This is a genomic window from Paenibacillus sp. M2 (assembly GCF_046713495.1).
Taxonomy (GTDB): Bacteria; Bacillota; Bacilli; order Paenibacillales; family Paenibacillaceae; genus Paenibacillus; species Paenibacillus amylolyticus_B.
Genome location: NZ_CP169648.1, coordinates 5837868 through 5855682, shown reverse-complemented (window position 1 = coordinate 5855682; position 17815 = coordinate 5837868). Strand labels below are relative to the sequence as shown.

At 46.0% G+C, this 17815-nt stretch carries 10 protein-coding genes and 1 tRNA gene; 9 read left to right on the top strand and 2 right to left on the bottom strand.

Going from position 1 to position 17815, the window contains the following annotated elements; genetic code table 11:
* The first annotated feature begins 344 nt into the window (after window positions 1–344).
* Entirely contained in the window at window positions 345–4304 is a 3960-nt protein-coding gene (locus ACETMN_RS26830; protein WP_411735365.1) for a S8 family serine peptidase, read from the top strand.
* Between the two features lie 127 nt (window positions 4305–4431).
* On the opposite strand, the gene ACETMN_RS26825 is transcribed toward ACETMN_RS26830, so the two are convergent.
* Both ACETMN_RS26825 and ACETMN_RS26820 read right to left on the bottom strand, forming a co-directional pair.
* Entirely contained in the window at window positions 4432–5661 is a 1230-nt protein-coding gene (locus ACETMN_RS26825; protein WP_091011865.1) for a CynX/NimT family MFS transporter, read from the bottom strand.
* A gap of 631 nt (window positions 5662–6292) precedes the next feature.
* Window positions 6293–6366: transfer RNA gene (locus ACETMN_RS26820), tRNA-Arg, on the bottom strand.
* Window positions 6367–6555: 189 nt separating this feature from the next.
* Between ACETMN_RS26820 and ACETMN_RS26815 the strand changes: the two genes are divergently transcribed.
* The 8 genes from ACETMN_RS26815 (at window position 6556) to yihA (ending at window position 17630) form a co-directional block, all read left to right on the top strand.
* Entirely contained in the window at window positions 6556–7536 is a 981-nt protein-coding gene (locus ACETMN_RS26815; protein ID WP_411735364.1) for a hypothetical protein, read from the top strand.
* Window positions 7537–7674: 138 nt separating this feature from the next.
* Window positions 7675–9015 (top strand): trigger factor, encoded by a 1341-nt coding sequence (gene tig / locus ACETMN_RS26810; RefSeq protein WP_091011867.1) that lies wholly within the window; start codon window positions 7675–7677, stop codon window positions 9013–9015.
* Between the two features lie 378 nt (window positions 9016–9393).
* On the top strand, window positions 9394–9984 hold the full coding sequence (gene clpP, locus ACETMN_RS26805; RefSeq protein WP_036605886.1) for an ATP-dependent Clp endopeptidase proteolytic subunit ClpP: 591 nt from the start codon (window positions 9394–9396) through the stop codon (window positions 9982–9984).
* 12 nt (window positions 9985–9996) lie between these two features.
* The gene (gene clpX / locus ACETMN_RS26800; protein ID WP_036605887.1) at window positions 9997–11250 is read left to right on the top strand and encodes an ATP-dependent protease ATP-binding subunit ClpX; all 1254 of its coding nucleotides are present in this window, start codon (window positions 9997–9999) and stop codon (window positions 11248–11250) included.
* 120 nt (window positions 11251–11370) lie between these two features.
* Entirely contained in the window at window positions 11371–12468 is a 1098-nt protein-coding gene (ispG, locus tag ACETMN_RS26795) for a flavodoxin-dependent (E)-4-hydroxy-3-methylbut-2-enyl-diphosphate synthase (RefSeq protein WP_091011869.1), read from the top strand.
* A 167-nt stretch (window positions 12469–12635) separates the two neighbouring features.
* Window positions 12636–14390, top strand: a complete 1755-nt coding sequence (gene lonB, locus ACETMN_RS26790) for an ATP-dependent protease LonB (protein WP_411735363.1) — start codon at window positions 12636–12638, stop codon at window positions 14388–14390.
* Between the two features lie 86 nt (window positions 14391–14476).
* Window positions 14477–16816 (top strand): endopeptidase La, encoded by a 2340-nt coding sequence (lon, locus tag ACETMN_RS26785; RefSeq protein WP_091011872.1) that lies wholly within the window; start codon window positions 14477–14479, stop codon window positions 16814–16816.
* 157 nt (window positions 16817–16973) lie between these two features.
* Complete coding sequence (gene yihA, locus ACETMN_RS26780; RefSeq protein WP_213016945.1) at window positions 16974–17630, top strand: ribosome biogenesis GTP-binding protein YihA/YsxC; 657 nt, start codon at window positions 16974–16976, stop codon at window positions 17628–17630.
* The last annotated feature ends 185 nt before the right edge of the window (window positions 17631–17815 follow it).

Here is a 17815-nt window from a genome sequence, read left to right as displayed (position 1 = left end):
CAAGATCCTTTGTATGCTAACCACGCTTCCCCTATACACCAGGAATCTCTTTCGGCTAAAGAGGCTCTTGGTCTTTTTTTGATGCATTATTTTAAAAATGAAATATTCAAACGACAAATAATTACAAATGGATATTTTTATCGTACTCAAGACCCATATAAGTAATTTCTATATCATATTTGTAAGTATTTAGAAGGAAAATGTGGTATTTTGATAGAATAATTTACCAAGGGTCAAACTTCTTGCAGATAGGTGGTGAAATTGGAGTGTGTATTGCAGTACGCACAAACAGCAGGAACCCATCATTTGGTGACGTATTCACATTTAAAAGGAGGGGCAAAGCCTTGAGTAAACGATTGATATCCACTTTATTAAGTGTTCTGATGGTCTTTTCCATTATTCTCCCCGCGGCTGGAGCCGCTCCCGCAGATTCAGTTATTCAGCTTGAAAACTTACCGAGTACAGCCGAAGCCAAACAATGGAGAGAAATTCTTGCAGGGCGGGAAGCCAAACTTGCCGCAGATCCATTTTTGGATAAAAGCTTGGAAGGCCTGGGTGGAGAGAACACCCGCGTGATCGTTGAGCTTTCCAATAAACCTGTTGCAGTAGCGCAAGGTGAATCAACCCTCTCCGGAAAATCTTTTACCTCCTCTATGGAAACAAAGGCTGTGACTCAAGTTGAGCAACAACAACAGTCATTTGTACATAGCCTCACTCAGAAGAAAATCAAACATGAAGTATTGGAAGAATATGCATATGCCCTAAATGGTGTAGCGATTGAGCTTAAAGGAAACCAGGTGGGACAATTGCTTCAAATACCTGGCGTGGTCAGCGTATATCCTGACCTTGAATTTACAATAGCGCCTGAGACAGATGAAGTGAACCCGTACATGAAAGACACAGCACCTTTTATTGGTGCACCTGAAGTATGGGATCTGGGTTACAAAGGAAATGGCATCAAAGTGGGTGTCATCGATACAGGGATTGACTATGAGCATCCTAATTTGCAGGAAGCTTACAAAGGCGGATGGGACTTTGTTGGTAACGACAATGATCCGTATGAAGCAACGTATCAAGAATGGAAAAGTTCAGGGGAACCTGAGTTTAACGAAAGGGGAAGTGCCTTTTACACATCCCACGGTACGCATGTAGCCGGTACCATTGCTGCTCGTGAAGCAGGGGATTACGGGATTGTTGGCGTTGCTCCTGAAGCAGATATCTATGCATACCGTGTACTTGGGCCGTATGGTAGTGGTCAAACCTCATGGGTGCTCGGCGGAATTGATCGTTCCGTTGAAGATGGCATGGATATAATTAATCTCTCTTTGGGGAATGCCGCTAATGATCCAAGTTATATTACCTCGGTAGCCCTGAATAATGCGATGCTGTCTGGTGTGACAGCAGTAGTTGCCAGTGGCAATGACGGACCTAACCGTTATACACTTGGTTCTCCAGGGGCGTCTGCGATGGCGATTACGGTAGGTAACTCAACAGGTCCTAGTCAGCTCATTACAGCGGATACTCACTTCTGGATTGGTGAGGAAGGCGAAGAGGCACAACCTGAACAACAACCGGTGCCAGAGGTTGAACAATCTCCTGAACTGGGTACGGCACCTGGAACAGAAGAGCCTGAAGGTTCAGAGCAAGGTGTACCCGCAACGGTTGATGAGGAAAGTGCAGCAGCTGTGGAGGACACAGTTTCTAACGAAGCTGAAGTTCCGAATGTAGAAGAAGCTACAACGGAAGAAAATACTCCATCTGTATCACCTTCTGCACCCGTTGCAGCTTCTCCTGAAGCTGCCCCTGTGGAAGAAGAGTATGTAGTTGCTCCGACTGAAGCTCCACTGGCTATTACTGAGTCGGTTTACCGTCTGGATCTGATGGGATGGAGCCTGTCGGCAGACCCTGAAACTGTTTTGACAGGGAAATATGAGCTTGAATATGCAGCACTGGGTAAGCCAACTGATTTTGAAGGTCAGGATTTTACAGGTAAAGTGGCATTAATACAGCGTGGTGAAATCGCATTTGTAGAGAAAATCGCCAATGCTAAAGCAGCCGGAGCCTTGGCTGTTATTGTATATAACAACATTCCGGGTCCAATCGGTGTGAGTCTGGGCGATAACTTTGAACTCATTCCAACACTGAGCATGTCCAAGGAAGATGGGGATGTGATCAAGGCTGAGTTGGACGCAGGCCAAGCCGTTGAAGTAAGCTTTAGTGATTTTGAACGCAGCCAAACGCCGGGTGATGAAATGAATTCATCCAGTTCCCGCGGACCTGCCAAGGTAACACTTGACATCAAACCGGATATTGTTGCACCAGGTACAAGCATTCTGTCTACGATTCCTGCCTACGGCAAGGATGAGCCAGACGCAGATTACGCACAGGCTTATGATCGTAAATCAGGTACAAGTATGGCTACACCTCATGTAGCAGGTTTGATTGCGCTGCTGATCGAGAAGCATCCGGAATGGACGCCATTTGATATCAAAGTTGCGCTGATGAACAATAGTAAAGTGTTGGATACAACCCAATTTGATGTATTTGATCAAGGTGCTGGCCGTATTCAGGCTGTGAATACTATTGACCCTGTTGCTTTTGTCAAGGTGCTTGATGTAACTCAGTACACCGAAAGTGGCGCTGTTATTGAAAAGGAAAATATCACCGGAAGCATCAACTACGGTAATTTCCTGAGCACAGATGAAAAGACGATTACCAAAACGATTAAAGTTGAAGCGCGGAATGGCAGTGGAGGGGATTACACCGTAAATGTGAATCCAACTCGTAATGTTGCTGGTGTATCCGTTGAGGTAGACAAGAGTTCCTTCACACTGAATGGTGAGGAAGAGCTTGCAGTGACAATTACCGTTCCACGAGGGGTTACTGCGACTACAGAAGCACAAGGATACATTGAGTTCTCGAACGGAACCAATACATTTACTGTGCCATATGTTGCTCATTTCAACGTTACGTTGAGTGGAGTTAAATATATTGAAACCGTAAAAGGCACTGAAAAAAATCCTTTTCACTATCCATTGAAGGCTGATGGTACGTTGGATACACTTAATGTAGCGATGGAATTCTACAATCCGATGACATTCGCCCTGATTGAGATTTTTGATGGTCTTAATCCGGAAGGTGGATATTATCAAGATGGTTATATCGGTTCCATTTTCGGTAACTATTATAATTTCAATGCTAACGCAAGATATAATCTTGCCTGGGACGGCACATATGCGGATTACACAACTGATGAAGTGACAGAGATTCCGGATGGTTTATACACCGTTGATATCACTACTATTGGTACGGACGGCAAAACCTATAAGGAAGACACTTCGCCATTTTTGGTGAAAAAGACAGCTCCGGCTGTAACTGCACCAGAAGCGTTGGAGTTCAAAGAGGATGAGTCTGCTGTTCTTAATGGTAGCGTGGAAGACTTGTACTTCCGTGTAGCACCTGCGCTTGCCAGCGGGTGGGACATCACGTTTGATCCGGCCGCTTCCCTGGAAGCAACGTATGTTGTGAAAAAAGAGGATGGTTCGGTTTATAAAGAAGGAGTCTTTGAAGTACAAGCTGATGGTACCTTCAGCCTTCCTTTGGAGGGAATTGAAGCAGGCGAGTATGCTGTTGAACTTACGGTAAAAGACCAACAGGGGCTTTCGGGTACAGCCAATACGGCACTGAAATTGGAAGCCGTGGAGACCGAACCAGAAACTCCGGCAACTAAGGCCCCAGGTACGCCTGTATTGTCTCACAATAACTGGGTAGGCAACGGCTTACCAGAGGGCGCGTATATCGTTACAATGAACCTGTGGTGGGGCGAGAACGCAACTAGCTACAAGTTATATGAGGACGGGGTTTTGGTTGATACGCAAAAGTTGACTTACAACGCACCTTGGGCGCAGTTTGCTCAGACGAAGATCACGGGCAAAGCCAATGGCACGTATACGTACGTGGCTGAGCTGACTAACGACAAGGGAACAACGCGTAGTCAAACGTTGACTGTTCGGGTTACCAACGCAACGCCAGGCAAAGCGGTTCTCTCTCACGATAACTGGGATGGCGACGGCTATTATAAGGTGACCATGAACCTGTGGTGGGGGACCAACGCTACAGAGTATCGTCTCTATGAAAATGATAAGTTGATCGATACGCAAGAACTCCGTTCGGCTACACCTTATGCGCAAAGTGCTGTGACTACACTGTCCGGGAAAGCATCGGGCACGTATACGTATCGGGCAGAGTTAATTAACTCTGCCGGAGTTACCAGCACAGACACGATTAAGGTAAAAGTGAAGTGAGTTCATTCCTCATTGAAATTGATTAAAATTGAATAAATTAATGAAGGAATTGTTCTATGCATATACGGCCTCCATCCTGATTTTCAGGATGGAGGCCGTTTTGTTTTTTTATATATGAGTTGTGTGACTAACCGATCATTCTATTTTTGCTGGCCTGAATCCCTGCGATTAGCAAAGCGATGGCCAGAATGACCTGGATTAGCAATGGAAGTGTCCATCCTTTTGTCCAGTCATGAAGCATGCCAAACAATAGAGGTCCCACTGCGGCCAGCATATATCCGAAGGACTGGGCCATACCGGACAGGCTGGCAGCTTGTCTGGCATCTTTTGTGCGAAGGACGAAGAACATCGTTACCATGCCAAATGAAGCTCCAGCACCTATTCCTGCCAACGTGACACCAATGGTAACGAGCGAAGCGATGCCACTTAACAATAATGCATACCCGACTATCAAAGAAGAGCACGTTATCGCGGTTAGAACACGCTGATCTCGTGTTCGGCCGGCGAGGATCGGAACGATAAAGGTAGCCGGGACACTAACCAACTGCATTAGTGAGAGCATCCACCCTGCTGAGGTGGGGCTGAATCCTTGCTCAGCGAGAATCTCGGGAAGCCAGGTAATCGTTGTATAGAATATTAGAGATTGCAGACCCATAAATAAAGTAATGAACCAGGCCAGGGAAGAGGTCCGTAGACGTACAGGCGTCCCTGCACTCTGGGTGGCTATGAATAACATTCGCTGACGTCCTGCGGCGATCTGGGGGAGCCACAAGAGAAGCGCCAATATGGACAACAAGGCCCACATGCCTAACGAAGCACGCCAACCCATAGAAGTGGCTCCTGCTACGGGTACACTCACACCTGAGGCGATGGCGCCAAATATATTCATGGATACAGAGTATAATCCGGTGACGATACCTATCCGCAATGGAAAATCACGTTTGATCAAACTTGGCAAAAGCACGTTGCTAAATGCAATGCCGCACCCCAAAATTGCAGTTCCTGCATATAAGGAGAGAACGGAAGGCAACAAGCGTAAGGCCACCCCAATGGTTACAATCATAACAGCCAATAGCAGAGCAGATTCGAGTCCTAAACGCTTGGCTAGGCGTGGTGCAAAAGGAGAGACAGCTGCAAAGGCAAGCAAAGGAAGTGAGGTCAGAAGCCCGACCATTGTATGGCCGATACCTGTATCTGAGCGGATCATCTCCACTACAGGTCCGGTTGCTGTAATCGGTGATCTCATGGTAGCGGCGATGACGATAATGCCTGCTAACAACAGGCCGAATCTTTTGGATGTCGAAGAATGTTCTTCCTCGGTATGGATAGATGAGTGCTGCTGTAATGAAGATGACATTGATAAAATCTCCTGTTTCCTAAGAAGTTAATATGTATGGATTGGTACATAATCCACTCCGTAAGCATAACATTCTATGTCAATATTGAGCAATGAAATGAAAAAACACCCAATGGACCGTGGGTGCCTTGACTAGCCTATGAACTCTAACGAATCCACGAGGTCTTATAATGGGTAAAATCGCTATTTTCAGATTCTAACGAACCTCAGCGATGTTAATCTGGCTATGAAGCGCAAATAAGTGAGTTAACACCCCGGAATGGTGAAATAAGCTCTCTGAGATTCGTTAGAATTCCACAATGCTGAATTTGGGTCAAATAAAGTGTCCGATGTTCGTTAGAACATCGATACTGAGACATGGTCACCCATGAAATGAGCTAATGCAAACATTTTGATGAAGCGACATAGACATGTAACGAAGCGAATGCTTCGACGAACCATAGGGGTTCTCATCCCCAGAACGCAAAAAAAGCTTCCCGAAGGAAACTTCTTTTAATACGTCCCAGGAGGGATACTCTCCTTGCAGTCGAGACTGCGAAGTGGTGCTAACGAAGCGGATGCTTCGACGAACCATAGGGGTTCTCATCCCCAGAACGCAAAAAAAGCTTCCCGAAGGAAGCTTCTTTTAATACGTCCCAGGAGGGATTCGAACCCCCGACCGACGCCTTAGAAGGGCGTTGCTCTATCCAGCTGAGCTACTGAGACATGATTTTTTTCAAGCAAAATTGATTTTATCATATGCATACAGGAATATCAAGCATTTTATTTTAAACTATTTTTCGTATATGATATTTGGCGGCAGTAACGTTTTTTTCATTATATTTAAGGTTATGTTAGAATATCAGGAGAACTCAGAAAATAGATCAACAATCGTTTTAATATATACATCTATTTATGTTGATTCCGACTGGAGATTCAGGATATAGAGGAGGTGCTCCCATTAAGGAATCCACGACCCCGGAAACCGAGCATAACAACAATATTGTGCTGTTTCCTAAGACGCTGGACTATTACCAGATTCAATTGACAGTTATGCTTGAAAATGAACGGTATGGTGAAGCGATGAAATTGCTTCACTTTTTGCTGCAATGTCAGGGACAGGAAGAGCGCCACTATGATGAATGGCGGGCCCTGCTCGAATGGCTTCAGGCTGCGTTTCCTCAATATGAAGAAACCTTGCCTGCCGTTCTTGATGAACGAGAAGAGGAAGAAGAGATTAGTGAGGAAGACATGGCACGGCATCATGCCCGAATGAAGCTTGAACAGGATGATGGCTATGCAGATAAGATGCTTCGCACAGTGATGGAGGAGCCTCTGTCTGAACAGACGATGCTGGCTTTGGAGCAGCTGGCCTATCTTGATCTGCCGAAGATTGACGAGGCACTTACGAGTTGGTTAAAAGATAAGTCGCTTCACCCTCTGCTTCAATTCCGGGTGCTGCAAACCTTGCGTCGCCGAGGTGTTCAAGGTATGATCCTGTTTACGAGAGGCGAAGAGCAGGTTGAAGTCGAGATCGACACCGTGCCTCTTAGACCAGAGGAATTCCCAATCCAAATCGTTCAGATTCTGGAACGAGTGGCAGATCAGACGGAGGTTCATGAACCTACGCTCTTTTATTTTGCCCAGGAACTGTGGATACAATATGTCATGGCGGTGTATGGAACCCGTGATTATGTATCGATGCTGGAAGAAAATGATTCCATGACAGATATATGGGCAGCAGCTCTACATATGACCGTTGCAGACAGTCTGGGTGGTTCTCATGATGAGGAAAATACCCGCTCAATGTATGCTGTGACAGGCGCGATGCGCTTTCGACTGGAACAGGCTTATCGTTCCATGAAACAATTTGTATCTGCCGGTTTGGATGGTTAATCGAGGCCGGAAACGTTTTCCTTAAACTGTATCAAGGGATTCCCCTTGAAAAAGAATCTAATCTTGTTTATACTAAAATGGTTATTTTGTACGTGATTGCCTACGTGAACATGTGAATTTTGGAGGGGAAAGTATACAATGAAAGCAACTTGGGAAAAGATAGAGAAGAACCTTGGGGTTCTTGAGGTTGAAGTGGATGCAGATCGTGTAACTGCAGCACTCGACAAAGCTTTTAATAAAGTGGTTAAACAAGCAAACGTACCTGGATTCCGTAAAGGTAAAGTACCACGTTCCATCTTCGAAGCGCGTTTTGGTGTAGAGAGCCTTTATCAAGAAGCAATCGACATTTTGCTTCCTGAAGCCTATACAGAAGCAATCGACCAAACGGATATCTTCCCGGTTGATCGTCCTGACGTAGATGTTGAACAATTCGCTAAAGGCGAAACGTTCAAATTCAAAGCAAAAGTAACTGTGAAACCTGAAGTTACTCTTGGTGAGTACAAAGGAATCGAAGTTGCTGTAGCAAAAGGTGAAGTAACTGACGCAGAAGTGACTGAAGAACTTGAGCGTCTTCAACAACGTCACGCTGAACTCGTTGTAATTGACGAAGGTTCCGCTGCTAACGGTGACGTTGCAGTAATCGACTTCGACGGTTCCGTTGATGGTGTACCTTTCGAAGGTGGACAAGCTGAGCGTTATTCCCTGGAACTGGGTTCCAACACATTCATTCCTGGATTTGAAGAACAAGTTGTGGGTCTGTCCACAGGTGACTTCAAAGACGTAGAAGTGACTTTCCCAGAGAGCTACCATGCAGCAGAACTTGCTGGCAAACAAGCGGTATTCAAAGTGAAAATTCACGAAATCAAACGCAAACAACTTCCTGCATTGGATGATGAGTTTGCTAAAGATGTTAGCGAATTCGACACACTTGAAGAGTACAAAGCTGACCTGAAAACACAATTGGAATCCCGTAAAGCTGACGAAGCCAAAGCTGCTACTGAAAATGCAGTTGTGGAAAAAGTGGCTGAGAACGCTGAAGTGGACATTCCTGCTGCAATGGTTGACAGCGAAGTACAGAACATGATGCGTGATTTCGACAACCGTCTGAAAAATCAAGGAATGAACCTTGAAATGTTCCTGAGCTTCTCTGGCCAGACTCAAGCTGACCTGAGAGGACAAATGCAAGAAGATGCTTCCAAACGTGTTCGCAACAACCTGGTGCTTGAAGCTGTAGGTAAAGCGGAAAACATTGAAGTGTCTGACGAAGAAGTGAATCAAGAACTCGAAAAAATGGCTGAATCTTACAAGCGTCCTGCTGATGAGATCCGTGGCATCCTCGAGGGTAATGGTTCCCTGGACAGCCTTCGCGATGAAGTGAAACTGCGTAAAACGATTGACGTTCTTGTTGAGAACAGCACAGTTGTTGAACCTGTTGAAGCTCCAGCTGAAGAAGTTGTTGCAGAAGCTGACGAAAAATAAGACAAGCTGTTATCAACTTGTCAGTTGAATAAACGATAAGGCACGTGAATTATTGCGTGCCTTATTTTTAAATTGTTACATCCATTTTATAGAAAATGAAGTAAGTATATGGATGAACACTAATTTTATTGATCCACGTACACTTTTTACATACCTATGTACTTCATGCAAATAAAAACCGGCAAGACGGCATAGGATGGCTTCAATTTGCACATACATAGAAAACATGGTTAAATATGATCAGGCTAAAAAAGTAAACAAACGATGTCTGACCCCTCTTGTGAAAAATGACATTGTCACAGGAAAGTGTTAGAATGAATTTGGGTTTGCTTTACAGGTGGCCTATGTCTAATTACATGTAGAAAAGAGGTTGGTCTCATGAGTCTGGTGCCAATGGTTATAGAACAAACCAATCGAGGCGAGCGGTCTTACGATATATATTCACGTTTGCTGAAAGATCGCATTATCTTTCTAACCAGTGCGATTGATGACGATGTAGCCAATCTTGTCATAGCACAGCTTTTGTTTTTGGCAGCCGACGATCCTGAGAAGGATATCAGCTTGTACATTAACTCACCTGGTGGTTCTGTCACCGCAGGGATGGGTATATACGATACGATGCAATTTATCAAGCCGGATGTATCTACCATTTGCGTAGGGATGGCAGCAAGCATGGGCTCGTTATTGCTGACAGCCGGTGCACCTGGCAAGAGATATGCGCTGACAAACAGCGAAGTAATGATTCATCAGCCGCTTGGCGGCATTCAAGGACAGGCTGCGGATATTAAGATACACGCAGAATGGATTATTAAAACACGTCAGAAACTGAATCAAATATACGTCGATCGTACGGGTCAGCCTCTTGAGAAAATTGAGCGGGATACAGACCGTGACTTCTTCATGAGCGCTGAAGAAGCCAAGACGTACGGCATTATTGACCAGGTGCTCAGTAGACCGATCAATTCCTAAAGGGGTGGTTTCATGTTTAAATTTAACGATGAGAAAGGGCAACTGAAATGCTCTTTTTGCGGTAAATCTCAGGAGCAGGTACGCAAGTTGGTCGCTGGACCAGGCGTGTACATTTGTGATGAATGTATCGAACTTTGCACCGAAATCGTTGAGGAAGAACTTGGTCATGATGAAGAAGTAGACCTGAAAGATATTCCGAAACCAAAAGAAATTCGTAATATTCTGGATCAATATGTTATTGGACAGGAACAAGCGAAAAAATCATTGTCTGTTGCAGTGTATAATCACTACAAACGGATCAACACACAGAGCAAAATTGAAGACGTTGAATTGTCAAAGAGTAACATTTTGCTGTTAGGACCAACAGGTTCTGGTAAAACGTTGCTTGCGCAAACGATGGCAAAAATTTTGAATGTTCCTTTTGCTATTGCTGATGCTACGTCATTAACTGAAGCTGGTTATGTGGGTGAGGATGTAGAGAACATCCTGCTCAAACTGATTCAAGCTGCTGATTATGATGTGGAAAAAGCAGAGCGTGGCATTATTTATATCGATGAGATTGATAAAGTAGCGCGTAAATCCGAAAACCCATCCATTACTCGTGATGTATCGGGCGAAGGTGTGCAACAGGCTCTCTTGAAAATTCTTGAAGGAACTGTGGCTTCTGTACCACCACAAGGTGGTCGTAAACACCCTCATCAAGAATTCATTCAGATCGATACAACGAACATCCTGTTCATTTGCGGCGGTGCCTTTGATGGTCTGGAGCAAATGATCAAACGCCGAATTGGTAAAAAAGTCATTGGCTTTAATACCGTTTCTGAACAAAAAGATCTGAAACCAGGTGAATACCTGGGTATGGTATTGCCGGAAGATTTGCTGAAATTTGGTCTGATTCCGGAATTTGTAGGCCGTCTGCCAGTCATCTCCACTTTGGAGCCGCTGGATGAAGATACGCTGGTACGGATCCTTTCCGAACCAAAAAACGCGCTTACCAAACAGTACCAAAAACTGCTTGAGCTGGATAATGTGAATCTGGTCTTTGAACCAGCTGCATTGCTTGCGATTGCAAAAGAAGCAATTAAACGTAACACAGGTGCACGTGGATTGCGTGCCATCATTGAAGGTATCATGCTGGAAATCATGTATGAAGTGCCTTCACGTGAAGATGTTACGAACTGTGTCATTACCGAAGAAGTTGTTGAGAAAAGAGTCGTGCCTGAACTAAGCCAATCGAAGGACGATAAGCAGGAAGAGAGCGCCTAATAAAGGCCTGAATCCCGTTGAACTCTGAAATATAGACTTGTCAGTTCTCCACTTTGGCAGAAGGCGAATTCATGTCTCTGTCAGGGTGGAGCTTTGACGTTGTGGGGAGAGAAATCACTCATGTATTTAAGACAGGATACACGTCCCGTGAAAGTGGGAAACGTAACGATCGGTGGCAGTAACGAAGTCATTATCCAAAGTATGTGTACAACCAAAACGGCAGACGTTGAAGCAACGGTTGCAGAGATTCTGCGACTGGAAGAAGCGGGTTGTCAAATTGTACGTGTTACGGTGAATAATGAGGAAGCTGCCGCAGCCATCAAGGAAATCAAAAAACGCATTAATATACCGCTCGTAGCGGACATTCATTTCAACTATAAGCTGGCTTTACTTGCGATTGAGAACGGCATTGATAAAGTACGGATTAACCCAGGGAACATCGGTAAACGTGCTAAAGTGGAAGAAGTGGTTAAGGCTTGTAAAGACCGCGGTATTCCGATCCGGATCGGAGTAAATGCAGGCTCTCTGGAAAACCATCTTCTTGAGAAGTATGGGTATCCTACGGCAGACGCTATGGTAGAAAGTGCATTGTATCACATTGGTATTTTGGAAGAGCTTGATTTCCATGATATCATCGTGTCTCTCAAAGCATCGGATGTGCCGATGGCAATTGAGGCATATACCAAAGCAGCTCAAATCATTCCGTATCCGTTGCATCTCGGGATTACCGAAGCGGGTACATTGTTCTCCGGTACGATCAAAAGCTCCGCAGGTATGGGAGCCTTGCTCTCCATGGGTATTGGTTCAACGATGCGGATCTCACTGAGTGCGGACCCGGTAGAAGAAATCAAAGTCGCTCGTGATCTGCTCAAAACATTTGGACTCATTACAAATGCAGCCACATTGATCTCCTGCCCAACGTGTGGACGTTTGGATATCGACCTGTTCTCCATTGCCAACGAAGTGGAAGAGTATATCTCCAAACTGAAGGTGCCGATTAAAGTATCGGTGTTGGGTTGTGCGGTTAATGGTCCAGGTGAGGCCAAAGAAGCGGATATCGGGATTGCCGGTGCTCGTGGAGAAGGTCTCTTGTTCCGTCACGGCAAGATGATCCGTAAAGTGCCTGAAGAAATCATGGTTGAGGAATTAAAAAAAGAGATCGACAAAATCGTCGAAGCCTACGAAGAGACAGGTGTTATTCCTGGTCGTTCGCACTGATTGATTCATATCTTGTTACAACAAAAGCTCGCCAGCGATGGCGGGCTTTTTATTTTCTCGGATACAAATTCCGCATCGCCCGTTTACGTCGCGTTGAAAAGGCTATACTACCAAGTATTAGCATGATCTCATATGAGAATAGCGACAAAATAGGAGGATGTGAAGACATGGAATTTGGTATGGTCATCATGTTGATTCAGTTATTTTTTGGAGTGGTGATTGGTTTGTATTTCTGGAACCTGTTGCGTGGCCAGAAAACGAACCGCAGTGCCGTGGAGCGTGAATCTCGCAAGGAACTGGAGAAGCTGCGCAAGCTGCGTTCGATCTCACTCACCAAGCCGCTGTCGGAGAAGACGCGTCCAGCTACCATTAACGATATTGTTGGGCAAAAAGATGGGTTGCGTGCCCTTAAAGCTGCATTATGCAGTGCGAATCCGCAACATGTTATCATTTATGGCCCTCCCGGAGTCGGGAAGACAGCTGCCGCAAGGGTTGTATTGGAAGAGGCTAAGAAGAATCCATCTTCTCCTTTCAAACCGGACGCCAAATTCACGGAGCTGGATGCAACAACAGCCCGTTTTGATGAACGTGGTATTGCGGACCCCTTAATTGGTTCGGTTCATGATCCGATATATCAGGGAGCAGGAGCCATGGGCGTTGCTGGTATTCCCCAACCAAAACCGGGCGCTGTGACGAAAGCGCACGGGGGAATGCTTTTTATTGATGAGATTGGTGAATTACATTCGATTCAGATGAATAAGCTGTTGAAAGTGTTGGAGGATCGCAAGGTGTTTTTGGAGAGTGCGTACTATAACTCGGAAGACACGCATACTCCTGCTTATATCCACGATATTTTTCAAAATGGCCTACCAGCCGATTTCCGCCTTGTTGGAGCGACGACACGTTCGCCTCATGAACTGCCACCAGCTTTGCGTTCCCGCTGCATGGAAGTTTATTTCCGTCCTCTGTTGCCTGAGGAGATTGGGCGAATTGCAGAGGATGCTGTTCAGAAAATAGGGTTCAGTCCATGTCCGGATGCCGTTGATGTGGTCAAGCGATATGCAACCAATGGACGTGAAGCGGTCAATATCATCCAGCTGGCTGCTGGACTTGCGCTGACAGAGAAGCGTGAGACGCTTCAGGCGTCTGATGTGGAGTGGGTGGCGGGTAGCAGTCAGATTCAGCCACGGCCTGATCGGAAGGTCCCTACACAGCCGCAGGTGGGTTTTGTTAACGGCTTGGCGGTATACGGACCGAATATGGGAACCCTTTTGGAGATTGAAGTGTCTGCTGTTCCGGCTCTTAAAGATCAAGGCCGAATCAACATTACAGGCGTTGTGGATGAAGAAGAGATTGGAGGCGGTTCGCGTACACTCCGGCGAAAAAGTATGGCCAAAGGCTCGGTTGAAAATGTGTTAACCGTATTAAAAGCCATGGGTATTCGTCCGAATGATTACGATTTACACGTGAATTTCCCAGGTGGGACGCCTATTGATGGTCCATCCGCCGGGATTGCCATGGCGACTGCCATTACATCAGCCATTCAGAGGCGTCCTGTGGATCATGAGACAGCGATGACTGGCGAGATCAGTATTCATGGTCGGGTTAAGCCTATCGGTGGCGTGCTAGCCAAGGTGGAGGCTGCCTTTCAGGCAGGAGCGAAGACCGTTATTATTCCCGCGGAGAACTGGCAGTCCATTTTTGAGAATCTGGATGGCTTGCGCGTTATCCCGGTAGATACGGTACAGGACGTATTCCGTGAAGTGTTCGCTTGGGTTCCGGAATCACAACAGATGGAACAAACGAAGCTTGCAGAGGAGACAGTTGCACCTTCACCGGAGATTTTTCCACCGGCATCCGCTTCCTATTTGCGTGCGGACGTGCCTCGTCCAGGACAGGTTACAGATTCGGGAAGCTGCTAAGCGCTTCCCTTCATTGGTTTTTTATGTGAACATTTGATAGAATAATGAATGACTACAACCTGAGAGCCATTGGAGGTGCGAAAGCGATGGGACCGAGCAAAGCGAAAGGTCGTCGTTTTCCTTTACTGCCTTTAAGAGGACTTCTCGTCTACCCGAGTATGGTACTGCATCTCGATGTGGGCCGGGAGAAATCGGTCAAGGCTTTAGAAAAAGCGATGGTAGAAGAACATCTGATTCTCCTATGTTCCCAAGCCGAAGTAAATATTGAAGAACCAACACAAGAGGACATTTTCAGAATCGGAACCGTGGCCAAGGTCAGACAGATGCTGAAGCTTCCGAACGGTACGATTCGTGTACTCGTTGAAGGCTTGGAACGGGCTGAAATTATTGAATATACGGACAACGAGGAATATTATGAAGTACTGGCTAAAGAGCTGCCTGAAGAGGAGAATACCCATCCGGAGACGGATGCCTTGATGCGTACCGTTCTGAACCAGTTCGAGAATTATATTAATCTGTCCAAAAAAGTGACACCAGAGACACTCGCAGCGGTGTCTGACATCGAAGAACCAGGGCGTCTGGCCGATGTCATCACAAGTCACCTGTCCTTGAAGATCAAGGATAAACAGGAAATTCTGGAGACCATCGACGTTCGGGAACGTCTGGAGAAATTGCTGGATATCCTGAACAATGAGCGCGAAGTGCTGGAGCTTGAACGCAAGATCAGCCAACGTGTGAAGAAACAGATGGAGAAAACGCAGAAGGAATATTATTTGCGCGAGCAGATGAAAGCGATCCAGAAAGAACTGGGTGAAAAAGAAGGCCGTGCGGGTGAGGTCGAGGAACTTCGCACTCAGATGGAAGAACTCGGCTTGCCGGACAAGGTGAAAGAAAAGGTCGAGAAAGAAATTGATCGACTGGAGAAAATGCCTGCAAGTTCAGCCGAGGGCGGAGTCATTCGCAACTACGTGGATTGGCTGCTTGGCCTTCCTTGGAGTCAGATGACAGCGGATGATCTGGATATCCAAAAAGCCGAAGATGTGCTCAATGCAGATCATTACGGACTGGAAAAGCCGAAAGAACGTGTGCTTGAATATCTGGCGGTCCAGAAGCTCGTCAAGAAACTCAAAGGGCCAATTCTCTGTCTGGTTGGACCTCCAGGGGTCGGTAAAACATCACTTGCTCGTTCGATCGCCAGATCGCTGGGTCGGGAGTTTGTAAGAATATCTCTTGGCGGCGTGCGGGATGAAGCCGAGATTCGTGGTCACCGACGCACCTATGTAGGGGCTATGCCTGGGCGTATCATCCAGGGGATGAAAACGGCAGGTTCACTTAACCCGGTATTCCTGCTGGACGAGATTGATAAGATGGCTTCAGATTTCCGCGGAGATCCTTCTGCAGCATTACTTGAGGTACTTGATCCGGAACAAAATAATACGTTTAGTGATCATTTTGTCGAATTGCCGTTTGACTTATCCAACGTTATGTTTATAACAACTGCCAACACGGTGCACAATATTCCGCGTCCATTGCTGGATCGGATGGAAATGCTCAACATCCCTGGTTATACGGAACTGGAGAAGCTGCAAATTGCGAAAAACTATTTGTTGCCCAAACAGAAGCAGGACCATGGTCTGGAAGAAGAGCAGTTGGAAATCCCGGATGACGCGTTGTTGCGTGTAATTCGTGAATATACACGGGAGTCAGGTGTGCGTAATCTGGAACAGCAAATGGCTTCGTTGTGCCGGAAAGCTGCCAAGAACATCGTATCGGGTGTGGAAGGTCAGATTAACATCTCATCCGATGAGATCAAAGACTACCTTGGACCTGGCAAGTTCCGTTATGGTATGGCCGAACTGGAAGATCAGATTGGTACCGTAACGGGTCTGGCGTGGACTGAAGTGGGTGGGGATACCCTTATCATTGAAGTGACTGTTGTGCCTGGAACAGGTAAATTGACTCTCACAGGTAAACTGGGAGATGTCATGAAGGAATCGGCACAAGCCGCATTCAGTTACACCCGTTCCAAAGCTACACAGCTTGGAATTTCGCCTGACTTCCATGAGAAGAACGATATCCATATCCACGTTCCGGAAGGAGCGATTCCGAAGGATGGTCCATCTGCCGGGATTACGATGGCAACAGCGTTAATCTCAGCCTTGACGAACAAACATGTGTCCAAGGATATCGCGATGACTGGTGAAATAACACTGCGTGGACGTGTGCTGCCGATTGGTGGTCTGAAAGAGAAATCACTGGCAGCCCATCGTGCCGGCTATAAAAAAATATTATTGCCTAAGGATAACGAACGGGACCTGCGTGACATTCCAGACAGCATCAAGGAAGATGTGGAGTTTGTCCCTGTAGCCCATATGGATCAGGTATTGCAGCATGCACTTGTTGAGCAGACAGGAATTCACCTGTAATCCACGTATCCGAAAGGTTCGTATGAAGATTAGACCGTTCTGCGGAGGCTTCGGCGTCCGCTGGAACGGTTTTTTTGGTATGATAGAACAATCCATGGCATAATACCTTCAACAGGTGATGCATAAGCACAGGCGTTCAAGAGAGGAAAGATACAATATGAAAGTAAATCAATCTGAATTTATTATCAGTGCCGTTCGGCCTGAACAATACCCTGAGGACGGTCTGCCAGAGATTGCTTTGGCTGGACGCTCCAATGTTGGGAAATCTTCCCTGATCAACCGTTTGATCAATCGTAAAAATTTGGCTCGGACGAGCTCAACTCCGGGTAAGACACAGCAACTCAACTATTATAAAATTAATCAAGATCTCTACTTCGTCGATTTCCCGGGATATGGCTACGCCAAAGTTTCCAAAGAGCAGCGTTTTGCCTGGGGTAAAATGATGGAGAAATACCTGCTCGGACGCGAGGAATTGAAACTGGTCATGCAGATGGTGGATATGAGACATGAGCCATCCAAGGATGACAAGATGATGAATGAGTGGCTTCGTCATAACGGATTGCCTTTGGTTGTCGTAGCGACCAAGATGGACAAGATTCCAAAAACACGCAGAGCCAAACATATCAAAGTCATTAAGGAGTCACTGGGTCTTCGTTCAGGGGATTTGTTTGTACCGTTTTCATCCGAAGAGGGATTGGGGAAAGAAGAGTTATGGGACATCATAACCCGGCATGCTCAGATAGATAAGTATGCACCAGTGCTGGATGCAGAGGGTGCTTCTGATGAGGAAGAAAGCAACGAAATTAACGGATAACCGAGATAGTATACCGTTTTAGTGCAGGAAAGTGAGTATGCTAAATGAATCTTTGATGAGATCCAGATTAATCCGGTTTTTTAAGGGATTTCGTGAGAATTCATCATCTGGGTCTGGAGAAAAATAACGTTAGGGTAGTGTATAATGAGCATAGGTGCATATTGCCAACAGTACCAAAATTACCG

Coding starts and splice junctions, on each gene's coding strand:
- yihA (WP_213016945.1), top strand. CDS start 16,974: ATGAAAGTAAATCAATCTGAATTTATTATCAGTGCCGTTCGGCCTGAA.
- ACETMN_RS26815 (WP_411735364.1), top strand. CDS start 6,556: ATGTTGATTCCGACTGGAGATTCAGGATATAGAGGAGGTGCTCCCATT.
- clpP (WP_036605886.1), top strand. CDS start 9,394: ATGAGTCTGGTGCCAATGGTTATAGAACAAACCAATCGAGGCGAGCGG.
- tig (WP_091011867.1), top strand. CDS start 7,675: ATGAAAGCAACTTGGGAAAAGATAGAGAAGAACCTTGGGGTTCTTGAG.
- ACETMN_RS26825 (WP_091011865.1), bottom strand. CDS start 5,661: ATGTCATCTTCATTACAGCAGCACTCATCTATCCATACCGAGGAAGAA.
- lon (WP_091011872.1), top strand. CDS start 14,477: ATGGGACCGAGCAAAGCGAAAGGTCGTCGTTTTCCTTTACTGCCTTTA.
- clpX (WP_036605887.1), top strand. CDS start 9,997: ATGTTTAAATTTAACGATGAGAAAGGGCAACTGAAATGCTCTTTTTGC.
- ispG (WP_091011869.1), top strand. CDS start 11,371: ATGTATTTAAGACAGGATACACGTCCCGTGAAAGTGGGAAACGTAACG.
- lonB (WP_411735363.1), top strand. CDS start 12,636: ATGGAATTTGGTATGGTCATCATGTTGATTCAGTTATTTTTTGGAGTG.